Annotated in this window: 17 protein-coding genes; 11 read left to right on the top strand and 6 right to left on the bottom strand. The window is 57.9% G+C overall.

From position 1 onward, the window contains the following. Positions 1 to 107: 107 nt before the first annotated feature. Both panC and panB read right to left on the bottom strand, forming a co-directional pair. Positions 108 to 965 carry a pantoate--beta-alanine ligase gene (gene panC, locus K3727_02805; protein ID UWQ91754.1) on the bottom strand — a complete coding sequence of 286 codons (858 nt, stop codon included), beginning with the start codon at positions 963 to 965 and terminating at the stop codon, positions 108 to 110. A gap of 6 nt (positions 966 to 971) precedes the next feature. Then, the gene (gene panB, locus K3727_02800) at positions 972 to 1,805 is read right to left on the bottom strand and encodes a 3-methyl-2-oxobutanoate hydroxymethyltransferase (GenBank protein ID UWQ91753.1); all 834 of its coding nucleotides are present in this window, start codon (positions 1,803 to 1,805) and stop codon (positions 972 to 974) included. A 166-nt stretch (positions 1,806 to 1,971) separates the two neighbouring features. Between panB and K3727_02795 the strand changes: the two genes are divergently transcribed. Beyond that, the gene (locus tag K3727_02795; protein UWQ91752.1) at positions 1,972 to 3,450 is read left to right on the top strand and encodes an ABC transporter substrate-binding protein; all 1,479 of its coding nucleotides are present in this window, start codon (positions 1,972 to 1,974) and stop codon (positions 3,448 to 3,450) included. 59 nt (positions 3,451 to 3,509) lie between these two features. Here K3727_02795 and K3727_02790 read toward each other — a convergent pair whose 3' ends face one another. Then, a complete protein-coding gene (locus K3727_02790) occupies positions 3,510 to 5,144 on the bottom strand; it encodes a choline dehydrogenase (protein UWQ91751.1) in 1,635 nt (544 codons plus the stop codon). Between the two features lie 172 nt (positions 5,145 to 5,316). Between K3727_02790 and K3727_02785 the strand changes: the two genes are divergently transcribed. From K3727_02785 to K3727_02765, 5 genes are read left to right on the top strand one after another with little or no spacing between them, the layout of a single operon-like run. Beyond that, positions 5,317 to 6,264, top strand: coding sequence for an ABC transporter permease (locus K3727_02785; GenBank protein UWQ91750.1), 948 nt, complete (start codon positions 5,317 to 5,319; stop codon positions 6,262 to 6,264). Then, positions 6,261 to 7,076 (top strand): ABC transporter permease, encoded by an 816-nt coding sequence (locus tag K3727_02780; GenBank protein UWQ91749.1) that lies wholly within the window; start codon positions 6,261 to 6,263, stop codon positions 7,074 to 7,076. Before K3727_02785 ends, K3727_02780 begins: the two co-directional genes overlap by 4 nt. Further along, positions 7,073 to 8,686 (top strand): dipeptide ABC transporter ATP-binding protein, encoded by a 1,614-nt coding sequence (locus K3727_02775; GenBank protein ID UWQ91748.1) that lies wholly within the window; start codon positions 7,073 to 7,075, stop codon positions 8,684 to 8,686. Before K3727_02780 ends, K3727_02775 begins: the two co-directional genes overlap by 4 nt. Further along, positions 8,679 to 10,130 (top strand): aldehyde dehydrogenase family protein, encoded by a 1,452-nt coding sequence (locus K3727_02770; GenBank protein ID UWQ91747.1) that lies wholly within the window; start codon positions 8,679 to 8,681, stop codon positions 10,128 to 10,130. Before K3727_02775 ends, K3727_02770 begins: the two co-directional genes overlap by 8 nt. A gap of 3 nt (positions 10,131 to 10,133) precedes the next feature. Further along, complete coding sequence (locus K3727_02765) at positions 10,134 to 11,030, top strand: DMT family transporter (protein ID UWQ91746.1); 897 nt, start codon at positions 10,134 to 10,136, stop codon at positions 11,028 to 11,030. Between the two features lie 129 nt (positions 11,031 to 11,159). On the opposite strand, the gene pncB is transcribed toward K3727_02765, so the two are convergent. From pncB to pncA, 3 genes are all read right to left on the bottom strand, one after another. Beyond that, positions 11,160 to 12,449: a nicotinate phosphoribosyltransferase gene (gene pncB, locus K3727_02760; GenBank protein ID UWQ91745.1), complete on the bottom strand. Its 1,290-nt coding sequence runs from the start codon at positions 12,447 to 12,449 to the stop codon at positions 11,160 to 11,162. A gap of 61 nt (positions 12,450 to 12,510) precedes the next feature. Continuing rightward, positions 12,511 to 14,601, bottom strand: coding sequence for a response regulator (locus tag K3727_02755; protein UWQ91744.1), 2,091 nt, complete (start codon positions 14,599 to 14,601; stop codon positions 12,511 to 12,513). Positions 14,602 to 14,854: 253 nt separating this feature from the next. After that, complete coding sequence (gene pncA, locus K3727_02750) at positions 14,855 to 15,448, bottom strand: bifunctional nicotinamidase/pyrazinamidase (protein UWQ91743.1); 594 nt, start codon at positions 15,446 to 15,448, stop codon at positions 14,855 to 14,857. Positions 15,449 to 15,574: 126 nt separating this feature from the next. On the opposite strand from pncA, the gene K3727_02745 reads away from it, so the two are divergent. The 5 genes from K3727_02745 to nadC all read left to right on the top strand — a co-directional run bounded on the left by K3727_02745 (position 15,575) and on the right by nadC (position 21,823). Beyond that, complete coding sequence (locus K3727_02745; GenBank protein UWQ91742.1) at positions 15,575 to 16,486, top strand: rhodanese-related sulfurtransferase; 912 nt, start codon at positions 15,575 to 15,577, stop codon at positions 16,484 to 16,486. Positions 16,487 to 16,654: 168 nt separating this feature from the next. After that, positions 16,655 to 18,004, top strand: a complete 1,350-nt coding sequence (locus K3727_02740) for a hypothetical protein (protein ID UWQ91741.1) — start codon at positions 16,655 to 16,657, stop codon at positions 18,002 to 18,004. A gap of 333 nt (positions 18,005 to 18,337) precedes the next feature. After that, positions 18,338 to 19,390, top strand: coding sequence for a quinolinate synthase NadA (gene nadA / locus K3727_02735; protein ID UWQ91740.1), 1,053 nt, complete (start codon positions 18,338 to 18,340; stop codon positions 19,388 to 19,390). Between the two features lie 10 nt (positions 19,391 to 19,400). Then, entirely contained in the window at positions 19,401 to 20,966 is a 1,566-nt protein-coding gene (locus tag K3727_02730) for an L-aspartate oxidase (GenBank protein ID UWQ91739.1), read from the top strand. Beyond that, positions 20,963 to 21,823 (top strand): carboxylating nicotinate-nucleotide diphosphorylase, encoded by an 861-nt coding sequence (nadC, locus tag K3727_02725; GenBank protein ID UWQ91738.1) that lies wholly within the window; start codon positions 20,963 to 20,965, stop codon positions 21,821 to 21,823. The genes K3727_02730 and nadC overlap by 4 nt, the downstream gene beginning before the upstream one ends. Positions 21,824 to 21,918 lie beyond the last annotated feature (95 nt).

Genomic DNA, 21,918 nt, shown 5'->3' with positions numbered 1-21,918 from the left:
CCAGAAACCACACCCGCACGGGCGGTTCCACCGCAGGTGCCCGGCCCAACGGGAGGAGATGTTCCCGCAGGGAGCGTCGACACCGGGCGGGAGCACTCGGTTCTGGTTCAGCGCTCGGACACTGGGACAGCAATATTGTCGATCAGTCGGATGCCATCCATCCAGGCCGCCGCCAGCAAACGCGCGGGGCGATCCGGATGCTCCAGCTTGTGCAAACTGTTCTGGCACCTCAGGTCCAGATATTCGATATCCTCGAAACCCGATGCCGACAGCGCGTCACGCGCCGCCGATTCCACCTCTGATACTGCCACACCCTCAGCCAGGTTGGTGGCCATGTCCTGCATCACCCGATACAGGGCTGCGGCCTTCCGCAATCCAGACACGGACAATCTGAGATTCCGCGAAGACATGGCCAGCCCGGTCTCTTCACGCACCGTTTCGCACCCTATGACCTCGATCGGAATATCCAGATCACGCGCCATCCGTCGCACCACCATCATCTGCTGATAGTCTTTTTTCCCAAAGAACGCTTTTTGCGCCCCTGTCTGCAGGAACAACTTGGCACAGACCGTCGCGACCCCATCAAAATGTCCCGGACGGAATTCGCCCTCCAGAACATCAGTCAATCCGTCGACCGACACAGTCGTCGCATATCCATCAGGATAAATCTGATCCGGATCCGGGACATAGATCACATCCACCGGGTATCCGGACAATTTCTGTGCGTCTTCGTGTTCGGTGCGTGGATAATTGGCCAGATCCTCCGGGCTGTTGAACTGGCGCGGATTGACAAAGATCGTGACGATGACCCGGTCGCAGACATCACAGGCGGCCTCGACCAGAGACAGGTGCCCCGCATGCAGCGCCCCCATCGTCGGCACGACACCAATTGTTTCGCCCGCACGGGCCCACTCAGCCTGACGAACACGCAAGTCCGCAAGACGGCGCAAAATGGGAGCAGTCATTTCAAGTCACTCTTTGATAGCAGGGATCTGATCGGCAAACACATGCTCTGCCGCCGGAAACGTGCGGGCGCGCACTTCGGCTGCATAGTCCGCGACGGCGGATTGGGCCTGTTGCCCAAGATCGGCATAGCGTTTGACAAATTTCGGTTTGAACGCAGTGAACAAGCCCAGCATGTCGTCCACGACAAGGATCTGCCCATCGCATCCGGCGCTGGCACCAATGCCGATGGTCGGGATGGCGATGTCACCCGTGATGCGATCGGCCAATCCCTGCGGAACCTTTTCCAGCACCACAGAAAACGCACCAGCCTCCGTCACTGCGTGTGCATCAGCCAGAACCGCATCTGCCTGGGCATCTCGCCCCTGCACCTTGTAGCCGCCCAACGTGTTGATCGACTGTGGCGTCAGCCCAATATGGGCCATCACCGGAATCCCGCGTTTGACCAGAAACCGGATGGTGTCGGCCATGTCCACCCCACCTTCCAGCTTGACCGCTGCTGCGCCGGTTTCGGCCATCAGCCGCGCCGCGTTGCAAAACGCCTGTTCTGGGCTTTGCTCATAGCTGGCGAACGGCATATCGATAACCATCATCGCCTTGCTCAACCCACGTGCCACCGCACGACCGTGCAGGATCATCATTTCCATTGTCACCGACAGCGTCGATGGCAACCCGTGCAGAACCATCCCGACACTATCGCCCACAAGAACAAAGTCGCAATGATCGTCCATGACCTGTGCCATTGGCGTGGTATAGGCGGTCAGGCTGACGATTGGAGTTTTGCCCTTGAGGGCGCGAATATCGTCGGCATTAGGGGCCGATTTGCGGGCCGTGGCGCTCATGATCTTCCCGTTCGCGGTTCAGAATGCTGCGGTGTAGCAATTTACGTCGCGCGATTCCAGTGCGCGATTTGTCCCTCCACGCTTGATTGAAATGCCTAAAGAGGGAACACTTACCCCAAATGCGTCAAAGCCAAGGGCGCGGACAACCAGACGGGGAGACACAAATATGTCATTCAAATCAATTGTTCTTACGGCCAGTTCGATTCTGGCGCTCACCACGGGGGTCGCTCTGGCCAAAGGCACCGTAACCGTTGGGCTGCAGCTCGAACCCCCGCATCTGGACCCGACATCTGCCGCGGCCGGTGCCATCGACTCGGTCCTGTATTCGAATGTTTTCGAAGGGTTGACCCGGTTCATGGGGGATGGGTCCGTTGTGCCCGGACTGGCAAAAAGCTGGGATATTTCCGATGATGGGACGGAATATACCTTTCATCTGCAGGACGGCGTGACCTTTCATGATGGCACCGGCATGGACGCCGAGGACGTGAAATTCAGCCTCGATCGGGCCCGCGCCGAAGACAGCACCAATGCACAAAAAGCACTGTTTGCCGGGATCTCGGATGTTTCCGTAGTTGACCCGATGACCGTCAAGGTAACGCTGAGCGAACCCAATGGCAGTTTTCTGTTCAACATGGCCTGGGGTGATGCGGTGATTGTTGCACCGGAAAGCATTGGCGACATCAAGACAACCCCAATCGGGACCGGTGCATTCAAATTCTCCGGTTGGGTTCAGGGCGACAAGATTGAGCTGGTGAAAAATTCTGACTATTGGGGCACACCTGCGCACCTGGACAGCGCCACGTTCAAATTCATCTCAGACCCCACCGCCGCCTTTGCGGCGATGATGGCCGAAGACATCGACGCATTCAGCGGATATCCCGCGCCGGAAAACCTGCCTCAGTTTGATGCCGACCCGCGATTCCAGGTGTTGATCGGATCAACCGAAGGCGAAACCATCCTGTCGACCAACAACAAGCAACCTCCGTTTGACAACGTCAAAGTGCGCCAGGCTGTCGCCCACGCCATTGACCGGCAGGCCATCGTGGATGGTGCCATGTTTGGATATGGCACCCCGATTGGAACCCATTTTGCCCCCCACAACCCGGCCTATGTGGATCTGACCGGCCAATCCGCCCATGACCCGGACATGGCCCGTTCGTTGTTGGCCGAAGCCGGATTCCCGGATGGATTTGAGACCACATTGCACCTGCCACCGCCATCCTACGCACGCCGTGGCGGAGAGATCATCGCGGCCCAGTTGGCCGAGGTCGGGATCAAGGCTGAGATCACCAATGTGGAATGGGCGCAGTGGTTGGAAACGGTCTTTCGCGGCAAAAACTTTGGCCTGACCATCGTCAGCCATACCGAGCCGATGGACATCGGCATCTATGCGCGCCCCGAATACTATTTCCAGTATGACAACGCAGCCTTCCAGCAGCTGATGACCGACCTGAACGGCACCACCGATCCGGCCAAGCGAACAGAGATGCTCCAGCAGGCCCAAAAAATCATCGCCGATGATTATGTGAACGGTTACCTGTTCCAGCTGGCTGCATTGGGCGTGGCCAAAGCTGATCTCCAAGGGTTGTGGGTCAATGCCCCGACCCAAGCAACGGATCTGACGGGGGTCAGCTGGGCCAAGTAATCCCCCCCAATTCACCGAAAAGCCGCCCAGAGGGGCGGCTTTTTTTTGCTCCTAAGAGGTTAGCTTCGAAATGCATAGGCCGCCTGTTCAGCGGGTAAAGGATCGCGTCCGGCGATGATATCTGCTGCCTTGGCTGCGATCATTTGCGTTGGCGCATTCAGATTTCCCGAAGTGATCCATGGCATCACCGAAGCATCCACCACGCGCAGCCCGTCGACTCCGTGGACTTTCAGATCGGGGCCAACAACAGCATCTTCGCCCACGCCCATCCGACACGTGCCGCTGGGGTGAAAATCTGTCTCGCTCGCTTGACGTACCCAGGCCCGGATTTGATCTAGGCTGCGCACCTCTGGTCCTGGCGTGATTTCCGCACCTCGCAGCCCCTCAAATGCCGGTTGCGAGATCAGCTCGCGGGTGCGCAAAACCCCCTGCACCATCTCGTCCAGGTCCGCAGGTTCGGAGAAGAAGTTAAAGTTCAAACGCGGTGCTTGTGCAGGATCTGCCGACCGCAATGTCACTGCCCCGCGGCTGCGCGGGCGCAATTGATCCACATGGATGGCAAACCCCTGCATCAGCGTGATTTTTGGCCCGTCATATTCAAAGGCCACTGGTGCAAAATGATATTGAAGATCGGCATAGGCCACCGAGTCATCCGACCGGATCAGCCCGCCTGCCTCCCAGATGTTCGACGCCGCCGCCCCATCCCGCATGAAAACCCAACGCAGCCCGGCGGCGGCCTTGCGCAGTGGGTGGTCAACGACATGCAACGGGAACCGCAACGGACAGGCATATTGCAGAATGATACAGGCATGATCCTGCAGGTTTTGCCCCACACCGGGGCTGTCCACTGCGACCGGGATGCCATGGTCTGTCAGATGACCCGCCGGCCCAATACCCGAAAGCATCAACAATTGTGGCGAATTCAACGCCCCGCCGGACAAGATCACATCCCGCCCTGCCTGCCCCCTCAGCCGCTTGCCGCGGTGGATGTATTCAACACCTGTCGCTCGACCGTTTTCGATCACCACCCGTTGCACCTCAGCCCCAGTGACCAACGTGACATTGCCTCGCTTCAACGCCGGGCGCAGATGTGCAATCGCGGCACTGCACCTGCGGCCATGTCGCCGTGTCGCATCCAATCGGGTGGTGCCCTCGGGTTGATATCCGTTCGGATCATCGGTTTGTCCCTGCCCGGCCTGCGGACCTGCCGCCACGAATGCATCAAACAGCGGATTGTCATAGCCGGCCTGACTAACCCCCAGCGGCCCCGCGTCTCCGCGCCACACGCTGCCGCCTCGGTCCGAACATTCTCCGGCCCGAAAGTAAGGCAGGCAGCGGTCAAATGCCCAATCCGCCATGCCCGGACGGCTGGCCCAGCCATCGTAATCCAGCGGGTGCCCGCGCATATAGACCATCGAATTGATGGACGACGACCCACCCAAAACCTTGCCACGGGGAATGAATACCTGACGACTGTCCAGTTCGGGTTCGGGTTCGCTGTCATAGTTCCAGTTTAGCCCCGGCTTGTGCCACACCGAATAGACCCCGGCAGGCACATGGATCATCAGATCATAATCCATTGGCCCGGCCTCGAGAACCAGGATCCTTTGCGAAGTATCCGCTCCCAGCCGGTTGGCCAGAACACAGCCCGCAGAACCAGCACCTACAATGATATAATCGAATTCCTCATGCATCGGTGCCCTCGCTTGCCCCTGTTGCATACCGGTGGACAGGGGTCTGTCGGGGATGTTTCGACCAAAGTGAAATAATAGCAAACAAATTCAATCGTCAGATGCGAAAATGCCCTTGCGTTCCAGTGCGTCAATTTTCTGGACCCGCCCGGAACACCCGCCTAACGTGGCGGCAATGGTACGGTATACTCTCAAACGTCTTTTATCGCTGCTGATCAGCCTCGCCATTGCCTCGTTGGTGATCTTTGCAGTGGTCGAGGTTGCGCCGGGCGATCCTGCGTCATTTATGTTGGGCATCAATGCACAGCCCGACACGGTCGCTGCCCTGCGGGCTGAACTGGGGCTCGATATGTCTCGGACCGAACGGTATCTTGTCTGGGTCAGCGGGCTGATCCAAGGTGATTTCGGGACATCCTATACCTATCGCACGCCGGTGGCCGAAATGATCGGCGAACGCCTGTGGGTGTCGCTGCCGTTGGCCCTATATGCATTGATGCTTTCGACATTGATTGCGTTTCCGGCCGGGATCTATGCCGCCGCACGCCGGGGCACAGCAGGTGATGTCGCCATGATGGGTGCCACACAGTTGGGGGTCGCCATCCCCAATTTTTGGTTCGCCATGATCCTGGTGCTGATTTTTGCCATCAACCTGCGGTGGTTCGGGGCAGGCGGGTTTGCCGGATGGGACGACGGGATCTGGGTCGGGTTGCATTCTCTGACCCTGCCCGCAATTGCCCTGGCCTTGCCGCAGGCGTCCATTCTGGCCCGGGTCATGCGGTCGGCTCTGCTGGACATTCTGGGCGAGGATTTCATGCGCACTGCGCGGGCCAAAGGGCTCACCCGTCGTCAGGCACTGTGGCGGCACGGGGTACGCAATGCGTTGATCCCGGTGCTGACCATCATCGGGTTGCAGTTTTCATTCCTGATGGCAGGATCGATCATCATTGAACAGGTGTTTTACCTGCCAGGGCTCGGGCGGCTTGTGTTCCAGGCAATTTCGTCACGTGATCTGATTGTGGTCGAAAGCGTCGTCATGCTGTTGGTGTTCGCTGTCATCGTCGTGAATTTTGCTGTGGACCTGGCCTATGCCGCCGTGGACCCCCGCCTGAGGAGCCGGACATGAGCCGAAACCTGGTCCTGGGTGCGATCCTGTCATCCCTGGTGGTACTGGCCGCTGTGCTGTCCTTTGTCTGGACCCCTTTTGAACACACAGCAATGAACATCCCGGCCAAGCTGCAAATTCCAAATGGCACCCATTGGTTTGGCACCGACCACTTTGGCCGCGACATCTTTTCGATGATCATGGTGGGCGCGCGCACGTCGATTGCCGTGGCGTTGGTGGCCGTCGGGATCGGAATGAGCATCGGCATCCCTCTGGGCCTGACCGCAGCTGCACGCAGGGGATCCTGGCTGGACGAACTGATCATGCGTGCCAATGATCTGGTGTTTGCCTTTCCTTCGTTGGTCATCGCGATCCTGATCACCGCCGTCTTTGGCGCAGGGGCGATCAATGCGATCATCGCGATCGGTATCTTCAACATCCCTGTCTTTGCCCGCATTACGCGCGGTGCAGCGCTGTCTCTGTGGGAACGCGAATTCATCCTTGCCGCCCGTGTCGCAGGCAAGGGGGCTGCTCGTATATCAGCCGAACATATCCTGCCCAATGTGGCCAACCTGCTGATTGTGCAGGGTACCATTCAGTTTTCCCTGGGCATCCTGGCCGAAGCTGGCCTGTCCTATGTTGGCCTCGGCGCGCAACCTCCGACCCCCAGCTGGGGCCGAATGCTGGCAGATGCTCAGACAATGGTCAGCTTTGCACCGCATCTGGCATTGGTGCCGGGGTTGGCAATTATCGTCACGGTTCTGGGGCTTAACCTGATGGGTGATGGGCTGCGCGATTGGTTGGACCCCAAATTGCGGGTGGCGCGCACATGACCCTGCTTTCCGTCGAAAATCTATCGCTTTCGATTGGCGGGCTGCCGATCTTGCGGGATGTTTCTCTGTCCATCGGCCCCGGAGAAATCGTTGCCGTCACTGGCGAAAGCGGATCGGGAAAATCCATGACCGCGTTGGCCACAATGCGATTGCTACCCGAACGCAGCATGACCAATGGCGCAATCCGGCTTGGGGATACGTCCATCCTCGACCAAAGCGAAGCGCAGATGTGCACCCTGCGGGGACAATCCATCGGAATGGTGTTTCAGGAACCCATGACCGCCTTGAACCCGGTAAAGACAATCGGTGATCAGGTGATGGAAACCATCCTGATTCACAAGGCGATGACACCCGTCAAAGCACAAGAGCACGCCCGCGACGTGCTGACCCGCGTTGGCTTGCCCGCCGACCGCTTCCCACTGACACGTTATCCGCACGAACTGTCGGGCGGACAGCGCCAAAGGGTGGTGATCGCCATGGCCATCGCTTTGCGCCCCAAGCTGTTGATCGCAGATGAACCGACGACCGCGCTTGATGTCACCACACAGGCCCAGATTCTCGATCTGTTGAAAGATCTGGTTACCGAATTCGACATGGGGCTTTTGATGATCACCCACGATCTGGCTGTGGTGGCAGACATGGCCGACCGGATCGTGGTCATGCGCCACGGAGAAGTGGTTGAAACCGGACCAACGCGCCAGCTTTTGACCAACATGCAACACCCTTATACGCGGATGCTGTTTGATGCCTCCCGGCATCAGGTTGCGCTTCCCCCGGTTCCACCTCCTGTACCGCTGCTCGACGTTCAACACGTAATTCGCGACTATCGCCTGCCCCGCACACAGCTGTTTACAGGACCAGGGCATTACCGCGCCGTCGATGAGGTTTCATTCACGTTGAACCGCGGAGAACGGCTGGGGCTTGTCGGGGAATCCGGTTGCGGAAAATCGACTCTGACCCGAGCACTTTTGGGGTTGGAAGACGTACAGGGCGGCCGGATCTTGCTGGACGGAGAACCGGTTTTCACCGGTCACAAACCCAATCTGGCCGTTCGCCGAAAAATGCAAGTGGTGTTCCAGGACCCCTTTGGCAGCTTCAACCCGCGTCATCGTGTTGACCGGCTGATCACAGAGCCCTTTCACCTGCTGAATTCCGCGCCCACCGGATCCGAGCGTAGCGATCGGATCGCCGAAATGCTGCGCGCTGTTGGCCTGGAGCCTGATGACGCCAACAAATATATTCATCAATTCTCGGGCGGTCAGCGACAGCGCATCGCAATTGCGCGGGCCTTGATCATCCGCCCTGAGCTGATCCTGTTTGACGAGGCGGTCAGCGCGCTGGATGTCTCGGTTCGTGCCCAGATACTCGACCTGCTTGCAGAGCTCTGCGAGGCCTACAACCTCACCTATTTGTTTATCAGCCATGACCTGAGCGTCGTGCGCACCGTCACCGACCGGGTTCTGGTAATGAAATCTGGCAAGATCGTTGAACAGGGCGAGACCGAAGCCGTTTTTACCGCCGCCCAGCATCCCTACACCCAATCTCTTATTGCCGCGGCTCCGGTGCTTCCGGACCCTGAAACACTGCGCAGGAGCTTAGACAATGTCTAATCCCATCTGGTTCGACCCCTCCCTTTGTTTGGTCAATGGTAAATGGTGCCCCGGTACCTCTGGCCAGACTCTGCCGCTGATCAACCCCTCTGACGGCGTCGAGCTCTGCCAGATAGCCCGGGGCACCGCCGCGGATGTGGATGCGGCAGTCACCGCCGCCAAGGCTGCATTGCAGGGCGATTGGGGACGGATGACTGCGCTGGACCGTGGCCGTATCCTGACCCGATTGGGACAGTTGGTTCTGGATCGGGTCGATGAACTGGCCATGTTCGAAGCTATGGATGTTGGCAAACCACTAACCCAGGCGCGCGCCGATGCAATCGCGTTGGCGCGATACTGTGAGTTCTATGGCGGAGCAGCGGACAAGATTATGGGGGAAACCATCCCCTATCTCGATGGCTATACCGTTTATACCCTGCGCGAACCGCACGGGGTGACCGGCCACATTGTACCTTGGAACTATCCGATGCAGATCATCGGTCGGTCCGTCGGCGCTGCTTTGGCCATGGGCAACGCCGCTGTTCTGAAACCGGCCGAAGAGGCATGCCTCACTGCGCTGGCGTTTGCTCATTTGGCTGTTGAGGCCGGATTGCCGGCCGGCGCCTTGAACGTGGTCCCCGGTTTGGGGGGCGAAGCAGGCGCAGCCTTGACCGCGCATCCCGGTGTGCACCACATCTCGTTTACTGGCTCGGTGGCCACTGGTGCCTTGGTCCAGCAGGCTGCAGGTCGCAATGTCGTTCCTGTCACGCTGGAATTGGGCGGCAAGTCGCCGCAACTGGTATTTGACGATGCAGATCTGGATGCCGCCCTTCCATTTCTGGTAAATGCGGGTATTCAGAATGCCGGTCAGACCTGTTCCGCCTCTTCCCGCATTCTGGTTCATCGCAGCGTCTATGAGGATGTCAAATCTCGCATGGCGCAGGCATATGGTGACCTCACCGTCGGTCCCGCTACGGATGACCAGCGTTTAGGGCCATTGATTTCGGAACGTCAGAAACAAATCGTCACTGGGTTCTTGGACCAGGGCGCTGATCTACCCATCGCAGCGCAGGGCCATATCATCGACACGGCCCCGCAAACTGGTGCTTATGTCCGGCCCACTTTGTTTGCCGACGTGCCTGCGGATCACACATTGGCCCGCGACGAGATCTTTGGCCCGGTGCAGGTCCTGATCCCCTTTGACACCGAAGAAGAGGCGATTGCCATTGCCAACAGCACCGATTTCGGGCTGGTTGCCAGCATCTGGACCCGGGATGGTGGCCGGCAAATGCGTCTGGCCAAACAACTGCGGTCCGGCCAGGTATTCATCAATAATTATGGTGCAGGTGGCGGGGTCGAACTGCCCTTTGGTGGCGTTGGAAAATCCGGCCATGGACGCGAAAAGGGCTTTGAGGCCCTGTACGGCTTTTCGCAGCTAAAAACCGTGGCTGCCTATCATGGGTAACCCATGACAAACCCGGATCGCACCGGCACAGCCATCCTGTTGTCGCTGTTGGCTTTGGTGCTGTTCGACCTGATGGGTTTGATCATCAAACATCTGTCGGTGAGCTATTCGGCCGCCGAGCTGTCAGCCTGGCGCAACCTGTTTGGGCTGGTGCCCGCCTTTGTCGCGCTCTGGTCCGCCCGCGCCTGGCGGCAAGGTGTACGCAACTGGCATATATCCCAATGGCCTTTGGCCTGTGCGCGCGGCTTTATCGTCACCTTTGCCCAGTTTCTGTTCTATTTGTCGCTGGGACATATGGCTTTTGCCACGGCGTCGACCATCACTTATGCAAACGCCCTGTTCATGACCGCCCTTGCGGTGCCTCTGTTGGGGGAAAAGGTCGGCTGGGTCCGGTGGTCCGCCGTCTTGCTGGGGTTCGCCGGCGTCATGCTGGTCATGGGACCGGGGCGTGAAACATTTGCGCCGATTGCCCTGGCCCCGCTTGGCGCGGCATTCCTTTATGCGCTTGCCGGCGTGACGGCCCGCCGGATCGACGCCAGCCATTCGACGGCCTTGGTCAATCTCTACTCGGCCGGTGTCGCCCTGGTAACGGCCACCGCGCTGGCCCTGGTCATGGGCGGGTTCTCAGCCATCAACAGCTGGGAAGACTTCGGCTGGATCATGACTATGGGAGGATTGGGGGGCACTGCCGTGCTTTGTCTTGTTGCCTCCTACCGAATGACGGAACAAAGCAACCTCGCCCCATTCAGCTATTTCGGTATTCCCATCGCCTTTGTCATGGGGTGGATCACCTTTGATGAGGCTCCGTTCCAAGATCTCTTTCCTGGTGCCCTCCTTATCGCGGCAGGAGGGTTGATGGTGATCTGGCGTGAACGCCGCCTCAACCGGCACTCTGCCTAAAAACTGGCGTATAATCCGTCACCGCATCAGCGCGGGCTTCAGCCCGCGCTGCCCGGCCCAACTGGACAAGATGGATCTCTGATCCAGCGCGTCCGGGCGGGAGCGCCCCGTCACACAGTTTCCCTGTGGTCATACGACGACTTTGATCGCATCCTGTGCTCCCACGCCAAATACCCGCTTGTAGCGACGCACTTCTTCTGGTGGGCCCATCGCCTTTTCCGGATTATCTGACAGCTTGACCGTCGGATGACCGTTTGCCGAAACCGCTTTGCACACCAAAGAAAAGGGAGCCAATGCCTCTTGGGGCACCAGCCCGCGAAAATCATTGGTCAGCAGGGTTCCCCAGCCAAACGACACATTGACCTGCCCGGAAAACCGAGCATGCAGTTCGGCGATTTGGGCCACATCCAATCCATCAGAAAAAATCACCCGCTTGTCGCGCGGGTCCTCGCCGCGGTCTCGCCACCAATTGATTGCAATTTCGGCACCCTTGGCCGGCTCTCCACTGTCTATCCGAATGCCGGTCCACCCAGCCAACCAATCCGGCGCGTTGTCCAAAAACCCTCTGGTTCCATAGGTATCCGGCAGAATAATTCGCAGGTTGCCTTCGTGCTCGTCATGCCAGTCGCGCAAGACGTCATAGGGAGCCTGTGCCAGGTCGGCATCGTTCCTGGCCAAAGCTGAGTAAACCATTGGCAATTCATGGGCATTTGTCCCGATGGCCTCTACTTCACGTCGCATTGCGATCAGACAATTTGAGGTTCCGGTGAATTTGCCTCCGATCCCCTCCATCATCGCCTGCACACACCAGTCCTGCCACAAAAAGGAATGACGACGACGGGTCCCGAAATCAGCAATAGAGAGACCGTCAATCTCGCGCAATTTTTCTATCTTTTCCCAGACCTTGGTCATGGCTCGCGCGTAAAGCACCTGAAGTTCGAACCGCCCCATGTCATTCAGGACGGCACGCCCGCGCAACTCCATCAACACCGCCAACGCCGGAATTTCCCACAACATGACTTCGGGCCAACTGCCTTCGAATGTCAGTTCGTATTGGTCGCCTCGCCGCTCCAGATGATAGGGCGGCAGCCGCAGATTTTCGAACCATTCCATAAAATCTGGGCGAAACATCTGACGTTTGCCATAGAATGTGTTGCCGCGCAGCCAGGTGCTCTCGCCCCGGCTCAGGCTCAGTGAGCGGATATGATCCAGTTGCTCGCGCAGTTCGCCCTCATCTATCAGATGGGCCAACGGAATATGCGTGGATCGGTTGATCAGGGAAAACGTCACCTGGGTGTCGGACTTATTGCGAAATACCGACTGGCACATCAGCAGCTTATAAAAGTCAGTGTCGATCAACGACCTGACAATCGGATCAATCTTCCATTTGTGATTGTAAACACGCGTTGCGATATCCACCCTGGACCTCTCGGGTTGTGCCAGATCTGAGTAATCACACAAGGGTTCGCAACGAGGGAAGTCAACCCTGCATCCGATGGTTTTCCCGCGGCTGCAATTTCTCCAGAACGGCCAATAATTCTGCCCGAGACAGCGGTTTGGTCAAAAAACCATCCATTCCCGCGGCAAGACAAGCATCTCGATCACTCTCGAATGCGTTCGCGGTCAGGGCGACTATTCTGGGTTGTACGGGGCATTTGGCTCGAATTTCACGCGTAGCATCCAGACCATTCATCACCGGCATGGACATATCCATAAAGATCAAATCCGGCTCCTGTTCCAATGCACGTTCAACCGCTTCGCGCCCGTCATGTGCAAACGACACCTCAACGGGCATGGATTTCAGAAATTTGGCGATGACCAGCCGGTTGACCTTGTTGTCTTCGGCGACCAGAACACGCAACGTGTCCCTAGGAACGTGTTCTGGCTCACCTGATTTGGGATCAATCAACAACATAGGTGCCGCGTTTCTTTCCTGGATCGGAACCTCTGATGGAACGGGATCCAGATGCAGGAAGACAGTGAACAGGGTGCCCTGACCCACTTTTGAGCGCACCAAGATTTCACCGCCCATCGCATTGGCGAGCATTCGGGCTATGGTGAGACCCAATCCTGTGCCTCCGAAACGTCGGGTCGTCGAAGCTTCGGCCTGAGAAAAACGTTCGAAAATCTTGTCCAGCTTGGCCTCGGGAATGCCGATCCCAGTATCTTCCACTTCAAACCGCAACACTGGATTCTTGCAATTTCGTTCACAGGTGACACGGACAGTCACCTGCCCGGTTTCGGTAAATTTGATGGCATTTCCCACCAGATTGAACAGAATTTGCTGGATGCGGCGGTCATCACCCGACAACCACCGGGGAACAGTCCCATCAATGTCGACGCTCAACCCCACTGACTTTTCTTGTGCCTGCCCTCTCAACAGGCGGATCGTATCGGAAAAACAGGCGTGAACGTCAAAAACGACCGGGCTCAACTCCATACGCCGGGCGTCCAACTTGGACAGATCCAGAATATCATTGATTAAACCCAGCAATGTTCTGGCAGAGGTCTGGATGGTTTGAACAAACAGGTTTTGCTCGTCGTTCAAGGTCGTTTGGGATAGCAGGTCAGACATCCCGAGAACCCCATTCATCGGGGTCCTGATTTCATGGCTCATGGTTGCAAGAAAATCAGATTTTGCGCGCGTCGCGTCCTCGGCCGCTTCGCGGGCGGCCTCCAGCTCCATGGCATGTTGGCGCATTGCTGAAATGTCGCGTTCGATCGCGACAACCATTTCAATTTCCCCATCCGCCCCTATGACCGGGACTTGGTTGGTTTCTATCCAGAATTGATGCCCCTGCTTGTGCTGATTGAGGATTTCCCCCCTGAATGTCTCCCCTGCCAGGATCGTCGTCGCGAGGTGCGCGACCACGTCAAGATCCGTGTCCGGTGCATTCAAAAGCGCACCCGGTGCCGTCCCGACGGCTTCATTGAACGAATACCCCGTGATTTCTGAAAAGGCATCGTTCACCCAATCTATTAACCCATCCGAGTTAATTATGATCACACTGTCATTGGCATGTTGCGCTACCAAAGCAAGCTTTCGCGCTTCGATCTGCTTTTCTTTCAACTCCCTGTTGGTGCGTTCCAACTTCTGTCGTTGCTGCATCAACTCCAGCGTTGTTGCCTGACTACTCAAAAAATTCGCGTTGACCGCTCTTGTGAACAAATAGACCGTATAGGCCAGAATGAGGGCACCCAGAAAATTGGCAAAAGTCTTGGTCAGATCCTGATCCACCACCAGAAATTCCGCTCCGAATTGGACCAGGATCGCGGCACCATAAATCCCCATTCGAACAATCGCGGCGCCGGAATGAAACGGTAATGCAACCCCACCGTTGACGGCAACTCCGGTCAGCATGGCAATCGCCAAAAGCGGCTCCGAATGCGCACCAAAGCTGTCCCAGGCCAGCGATATGGCCGCCACAATGGTGACGGCCTGAACCCCTGCGCTGAGCATGGTAAACAATTTGAGCCGTGGTAGATCGCCCCCTCGATCCAGCATGCGCAATGCAAAACGCAGGCACAAGTGATCCAGAATATCTCCGGCAATTACCAAAACGGCCGCCATGACCGCCACAGGAAAGGAAATAAGAGCCCAAAAGATGCAGGCACCAATCAATGTCGTTATCTGCCGATAACGACATTTTTGCGTGCGGGAGACAGCATAGCTTCGAAACAAGGCGGCCGACCCAAAAGGCCGGGTGTCAGGACCCGATCCGTTTGCTTGCCCTGCCTGCGCTGTCTGCATTATGAAACCTTTGGGCGAACCTTACCCCCAAAAGTCGTAGGCCCATCCAGTTAACAAAAAGCAACCAGCTGACTCAAATCAGCGTCACCTCGGCCGCGCGCATCATTTTCAACGCCGCCTCCAGTGACCCGTTCAGATCGATTCCCCGGCATCCCGCCAAATCCACGGACACATCATACCCCAATCGCTTTGCATCCATGGCCGAGAAAAACACACAGAAATCTGTTGCCAGCCCAACCAGTGTCAGACTGTGAATTGCCCGGTCGCGCAGATACCCGTCCAGACCTGTCGCCGTTGTTCGATCATTTTCGAACAGGGCGGAATAGCTATCGATTTCGGGTCGAAACCCTTTGCGAAGAATCAGATCCGCATTGGTATTCAGGTCCGTGTGAAAGGCTGCACCGCGGGTCCCCTGGATACAGTGATCCGGCCACAGAACCTGTTCCCCATAGGGCATTGGTATGGTTTCAAACGGAGATGTTCCGGGATGTTGCGAAGCAAATGACGAATGTCCTGCGGGATGCCAGTCTTGTGTCAGGATCACGGTCTGCCAGCGGGCAATCATGTCATTTATGACAGGAACCACGGCATCGCCATCCGGCACGGCCAGTGCACCACCCGGGCAAAAATCGTTTTGGACATCGATCACGATCAGCGCGCTTGTCATGGTCTCTCCCAATGTGACCCTTTCTGTGTTTAATCGCTGAGACCGGGCTTGGAAACCGCCTGTAGGCACATTTGGACAGATCCGAGGCCCCTTGAAAATCAGGGGCAGGCGGTCTAATGCCGCGTTATGTTCACCATTGCTGCCCTGTATCACTTTACCCGGTTTGCGGAGCCTGCCGCATTGAAACCAAATCTGTTGGACCTGTGCAACCATCACGGTGTCACGGGATCATTGCTGTTGGCGCATGAAGGGATCAATGGAACCATCGCCGGGACACGGGCCGGAATCGATGCTGTTCTGGCACACATCCGGTCATTGCCCGGCTGTGCCGATATGGAATGGAAAGAGGCAACATCGGACCATCCTCCCTTTGGCAAGATGAAGGTGCGGTTGAAAAAGGAAATCGTCACCATGGGGCAGCCGGATGTCGATCCGCGCGCCACTGTCGGCCATTACGTCACGCCAGAGAATTGGAATGACCTGATCGCTTCGGACGACGTGGTCGTGATTGATACCCGCAACGACTACGAAATAGCTATTGGGACGTTTCAGGGTGCGGTCGATCCCGAAACCAAGAGTTTTGGAGAATTTCCCAGCTGGTGGGAGAACAACAAGGACCGGTTTCACAACAAGCGCGTTGCAATGTTTTGCACGGGTGGAATCCGCTGCGAGAAATCGACCAACTTCCTACTGGGACAAGGTGTCGAAGATGTCTACCACCTGAAAGGTGGCATTCTGCGTTACCTCGAAGAGGTCCCTGCCGAGAACAGCACATGGGAAGGGGAGTGTTTTGTGTTCGACAACCGGGTGTCTGTTGGCCATGGGCTGAAAGAAGGTCCGCACGTCCTGTGTCATGGATGCCGTCGCCCGCTGTTGCCACAGGACACCGAGCGCCCCGAATTCGAACAGGGGGTGAGCTGTCATCAATGCATCGAAGAAACCTCGGACCAGGACAAGAACCGGTTCCGCGAACGCCAGAAACAGATGACCTTGGCACGCGAGCGTGGAGAAGGAAAGATGGGCAGCATACCGCTCTGACCGGTCCACACTCGAAACAAAGAAAATTCCAATTTTCTTGGAAAAATTCTTGGCAAGAATTTTGCCCGTGAGTCGCGGCTGGACCCAGATTTGGACGTTTTCGACCTGTGTCAGGCGAAACAGTTTCCTAATCTGATCGGACACATACTCTCGCCCAAGGCCGCTTTCATGACGGAAATTCCCTTTCTCGATGCCCGCGCATTGTCCCATCGCTTGCACCAGCGGACGATCACAGCGACTGACGCTCTTCGAGCGCATCAGCGCCAGGTCGACACGCGGGAACCCGAGGTCAACGCCTTTGTCACGCTCGATTGGGACGCGGGTTTTGCCCAGGCAGAAGAGCTGGACCGACAGGCGGATGCGAGTGCCCCTTTGGGGGTGCTGCATGGTATACCTATCGCCATCAAGGACGTCTTTGAAACAAAGGGGCTTCGCACAACCTGGGGATCGCGCAGTTTTGCGACCTACACCCCCGACTTTGACGCCCTGCATGTTGCCCGCCTGCGCGCCGCAGGTGCGGTTATCATCGGCAAAACAAATACCCCGGAGTTTGCCTTTTCCGGGCAAACGTCCAACCTGGTTTCCGGGACCACCCGCAACCCGCTGAACCCGACACGCACTGTGGCAGGCAGCTCAGGCGGGGCAGCGGCGGCGTTGGCGGCGCATATGGTTCCGCTGGCAGATGGCTCTGATCTGGGCGGCAGTCTGCGCACACCCGCTGCCTGGTGCGGTGTGGTCGGTTACAGGCCAACCTCAGGCCTTGTTCCGCACGATCCCAACCCGGTCCCCTTCGACGGGCTGTCCGTCCCTGGCCCAATGGCGCGCAATGTTGCCGATCTGACGCTAATGCTGTCGGTCATGGCTGGCAATGACGCCCGTCAGCCATTGGGGTTCTGGCAGGACGTCCCGCAGGTGTCGGCGCTCGACATGCCTTTCCCCGCTGGGCGGTTGGCCTTTTGTGCCGCCCCGTTCGGCACATCCCCACACGCATCAATACTTTCTGCGCTCGCGCCGGTTCCGGCCCTGTGCGAGTCGCTGGGCTGGCAGGTCGCAGATGCCGCGCCCGATCTGGCCCCGTTGCACGATTTTGCCCATTTGACCCGCGGGCTATCCGCCTTGGGGGTCCGCGCAGCATTGGACCCCGACATGTCGCTGTCCGGGGAAAGTTTTCGCACAGCCTGCGCGTCGGGCGACGGATTGAGCCTGGCGGATTTTGTCGCATATCAGTCCGTGAGGGCCAGAATCTGGACCGAAACTGTTGCATTCTTTGACCGTTACGACTTTGCTCTGTGGCCAACGGCAACAGGACTGCCCTTTTCCGCCGATCTTGGGGATCGTGAAATTACCGAAGATTGGCGCACCGTCACACTGACTCCGGTGTTGGAGCTGCCGTCGATTTCGATCCCATTCGGGAAATCTTCGGACGGGATGCCTGTTGGGTTGCACATCACCGGCCCCAAGGGGTCTGATGCACGGCTGTTGCGCTTTGCCTATCAGATCGAACAGGCGATCAAATGAAACCACTGCGACGAAACGGAACAGGCGATTCCCTTGTCTGCGTGCTGGAAATACCCAAATCGAATGGGAAATCTGAAGAAACTCGACCATGAAATCATCTGGAACCGGGTCAAAAAACACGATGCCTTCGGCCGCCTTTGGCCACCCATCAGATTGAAACAGTTCAAGAAAATCACAGGACACTGGACCAGACGTCACCCTGTTCCCGCTAACACAGAAGATTTGACCAGAGGATCAAATCAAACCGTTGAAAGAAAACGCTCTTTCCACTGGCCCTAAGGCACCAATTCCTCTATTCAATCGCCCACCTTCAAGTTTGCGGGGATCCAGCCGTTGCTCGACCTGACAAATATCCGTGCCACCCTTGCGGATCATTACGACCTCACCCCTTCGCCCGAGCTCGCCGCGTCGATGAGCGAGACTTATGACCGGATGAATCGGGTTGTTCCGCCATCCGACTGGGCGATCTATGCGCCCTATGTCAAAGCGATCAACAGCCTCAAAGCCGAGCGCAACGCAGTGATTTTGGGTCATAACTATATGACGCCCGAAATTTTTCACGGCGTGTCAGATTTCGTCGGTGACAGCCTGCAACTGGCGATCAAGGCCACCGAAGTCGACGCCGATGTGATCGTTCAATGTGGTGTGCATTTCATGGCCGAAACGTCGAAGATCCTGAGCCCTGAAAAAACCGTGCTGATGCCGGATATGGAAGCCGGATGCTCGCTGGCCGAATCCATCACCGCCGAGGGCGTCGATGAGATGCGCCGCCGTTATCCCGGTGCGCCTGTCGTGTCCTATGTCAACACCACGGCCGAGGTCAAAGCCGCCTCTGACATCTGCTGCACCTCTTCGAACGCTGCCCAGATCGTGGCCGCGCAGGAGAGCCACACGGTCATCATGACGCCCGACCAATACCTGGCCCAAAACGTGGCCAAGGATGTTCCACAAAAGAACGTCGTCTGGTGGGAAGGCTCGTGCATCGTACATGAACAATACAGCCCTCAGGATCTGCGCGATTTCCGCGAATGGAACCCCGGCACCCGCCTGATCGCCCACCCTGAATGCCCCCCCGATGTGGTGGCCGAGGCGGATTTCTCGGGTTCGACAAGTGGCATTCTGAAATATGTCACCGAAGAAAAGCCGGAAAAGGCCCTGTTGATCACCGAATGCTCAATGGCGTCGAATATCGCGGATTCTCTGCCCGAGGTCGAATTTGTCGGCCCGTGCAACATGTGCCCTTACATGAAAAAGATCACTCTGGAAAAAGTCCTGTGGGTGCTGCACACCATGGACAACCAAGTCGAAGTCGACCCGACTGTAGCCGCCAAAGCCCGCCTGTCCGTACAACGCATGATCGACCTCAGCCGCCAGCTGGGCATCTGAGGATATCCGAATGCGAGAGATCACCACCGGACGTGTCGTGATCGTCGGTGCCGGGCTGGGTGCATTATATGCAGCGCTGATGCTAGCACCGCATCCGGTGGTTCTGATCTCACCTGACCCACTTGGTGAAGGTGCCAGCTCGGCCTGGGCGCAAGGCGGTGTGGCCGCCGCCATGGATCAGGCAGACAGCCCCGAAGCCCATGCCGCAGACACCCAACGTGCGGGTGCCGGTACGGTGGATCTGGACGTGGCTCATATGGTCACCCAAGCCGCCCGCGAACACATTCTGCAACTGACGACATTGGGCACACCCTTTGACCGTACCAAAAACGGTGGCTACGTGCTCTCGCGCGAAGCAGCGCACAGCTTTGCCCGTGTTGTGCGGGTCAAGGGCGATCAGGCCGGTGCCGAAATCATGGCCGCGCTGATCGCCGAGGTGCGAGCTACGCCGTCGGTTCAGGTGCTCGAAGGGACAATGGCCGTCCGGTTGTCACAAACGGCTGGCACAGTGGACGGCGTTGTGCTGCAATCTTCGGCCCCCGAAGGATCAGCTCCGTTGATGTTGCGCGGTTCGTCCTATCTGTTGGCCGGGGGCGGCTCGGGCGGATTATATGCGCTGACCACCAACCCGCCGCGTATCCGCGGACAGGTGATTGGCATGGCTGCCCGCGCCGGGGCGGACATCGCCGATGCCGAATTTGTGCAGTTCCATCCCACCGCCATCGACGTTGGCGAAGACCCCGCCCCGTTGGCCACCGAAGCGCTGCGCGGTGAAGGGGCCGTTTTGGTGAATGCCCAGGGAGAGCGGTTCATGTTGACCCAACACCCTGATGCCGAACTGGCCCCGCGGGATGTGGTGGCCCGGGCGATTTTTGCCCAAACCCAGGCAGGACATCGGCCATCGCTGGATACGCGGGCAGCTTTGGGAGCTGCACTTCTGGAAAACTTTCCGTCTGTCGCCGAAGCCTGTCGTCGAGGCGGGGTGGACCCGGTGGCGGACACGATCCCCGTCGCCGCTGCTGCGCATTATCATATGGGCGGGATTGCAACGGACCAAAACGGGCATTCCGGGTTGAAAAACCTATGGGTATGTGGCGAAGCGTCCTCGACCGGGCTGCATGGAGCAAATCGACTGGCCTCGAATGGTTTGTTGGAGGCGCTGGTCTATGCCCGGATCTGCGCGTTGGACATTGTACAAAACCTGCCACCAGAAACGTGCAACCCGATTGATTTGCAGTTCCCACCCGGTGGCGACCCGGTTTCCCCCGAGGCCGTAACCGCCCTGCGTCAAACAATGACGACCCATGTTGGTGTTCTACGCGACGCCGCCGGCCTGAAGACCGCGCTGTGCAGGATCGCGCAGCTGGAGGCCGAAAACGACCATTGCGAGAGCTTTCTCAATATGTGCGCAACGGCGACAATGATTGCTGCCTGTGCCTTGCAACGCGAAGAAAGCCGCGGTGCCCATGCCCGCACCGATTTTCCCGATGCCGCGACCGGTCCCGGCCAACGATCGCGCCTGACCCTGTCTGAGGCGCTGCAATTGCGCGCCCAAATCGTGAGTGAATTCAAATGAGCCCCCGGATAAGCAATGCCTCTCTTCCCGATCTGATCCTGGAACCCTTGGTGCGCAACGCGCTGATGGAAGATCTGGGCAGCTATGGGGATATCACCACGCGATCTGTCGTTCCCGGCGACGTGACTTATGTCGCGCGATTGAACGCCCGCGCCGATGCGGTGGTGTCCGGCATGCAGATTGCGCGGATCGCATTTGGTCTGGTTGATCCGACGCTGGACGTACAGACCCTGATCGGTGACGGGGAAACGGCGCACAAGGGCGAGACCCTGATGACCATCTCAGGATCAGCGGCGTCGATCCTGATGGGAGAGCGGGTTGCCTTGAACTTTGCCGGTCGACTGACCGGAATTGCGACCAAGACTGCCGCCTTTGTAACCGCTGCGGCGGGGACAAAAACCCGCATCACATGCACGCGCAAGACCACGCCCGGGTTGCGGCTTGTCGAGAAACAGGCCGTTCTGCATGGCGGTGGTTTCAACCACCGTTATTCCCTTTCGGATGCGATCCTGATCAAGGACAACCACATTGCTGCCGCTGGCGGCGTGCAAGCAGTGCTGGAAGCCGTCAAAGCCAATGCGTCGCATATGATGAAAGTCGAGATCGAGGTGGATCGGCTGGATCAGTTGGAAGACGTTTTGACCGTGGGCGGGGCGGACGTGGTTTTGCTGGACAACATGAACAATGATACCCTGGCGCGCGCTGTGGATATGGTACAAGGCCGGATCATCACCGAAGCCTCGGGCAATGTGACGCTGGAGCGGATCGCGTCGATTGCAGCGACTGGCGTCGACTATATTTCCTCTGGCGCGCTGACCCATTCGGCACAGACCGTGGACCTCGGTCTGGACTTCTAAGTCGGCGCAGACCGGCTGGTGGTGCTCCCGCCCGTTTTTCGCGCATCTGCGATGCAATCAAAACCGTTGGGCCTGGCAGCGCCTCCAAAAGAGGC

The sequence above is a fragment of the Rhodobacteraceae bacterium M382 genome (assembly GCA_025141015.1).
Classification (GTDB): domain Bacteria; phylum Pseudomonadota; class Alphaproteobacteria; order Rhodobacterales; family Rhodobacteraceae; genus Aliisedimentitalea; species Aliisedimentitalea scapharcae.
This window is presented reverse-complemented; position numbering and strand designations above follow the sequence as displayed.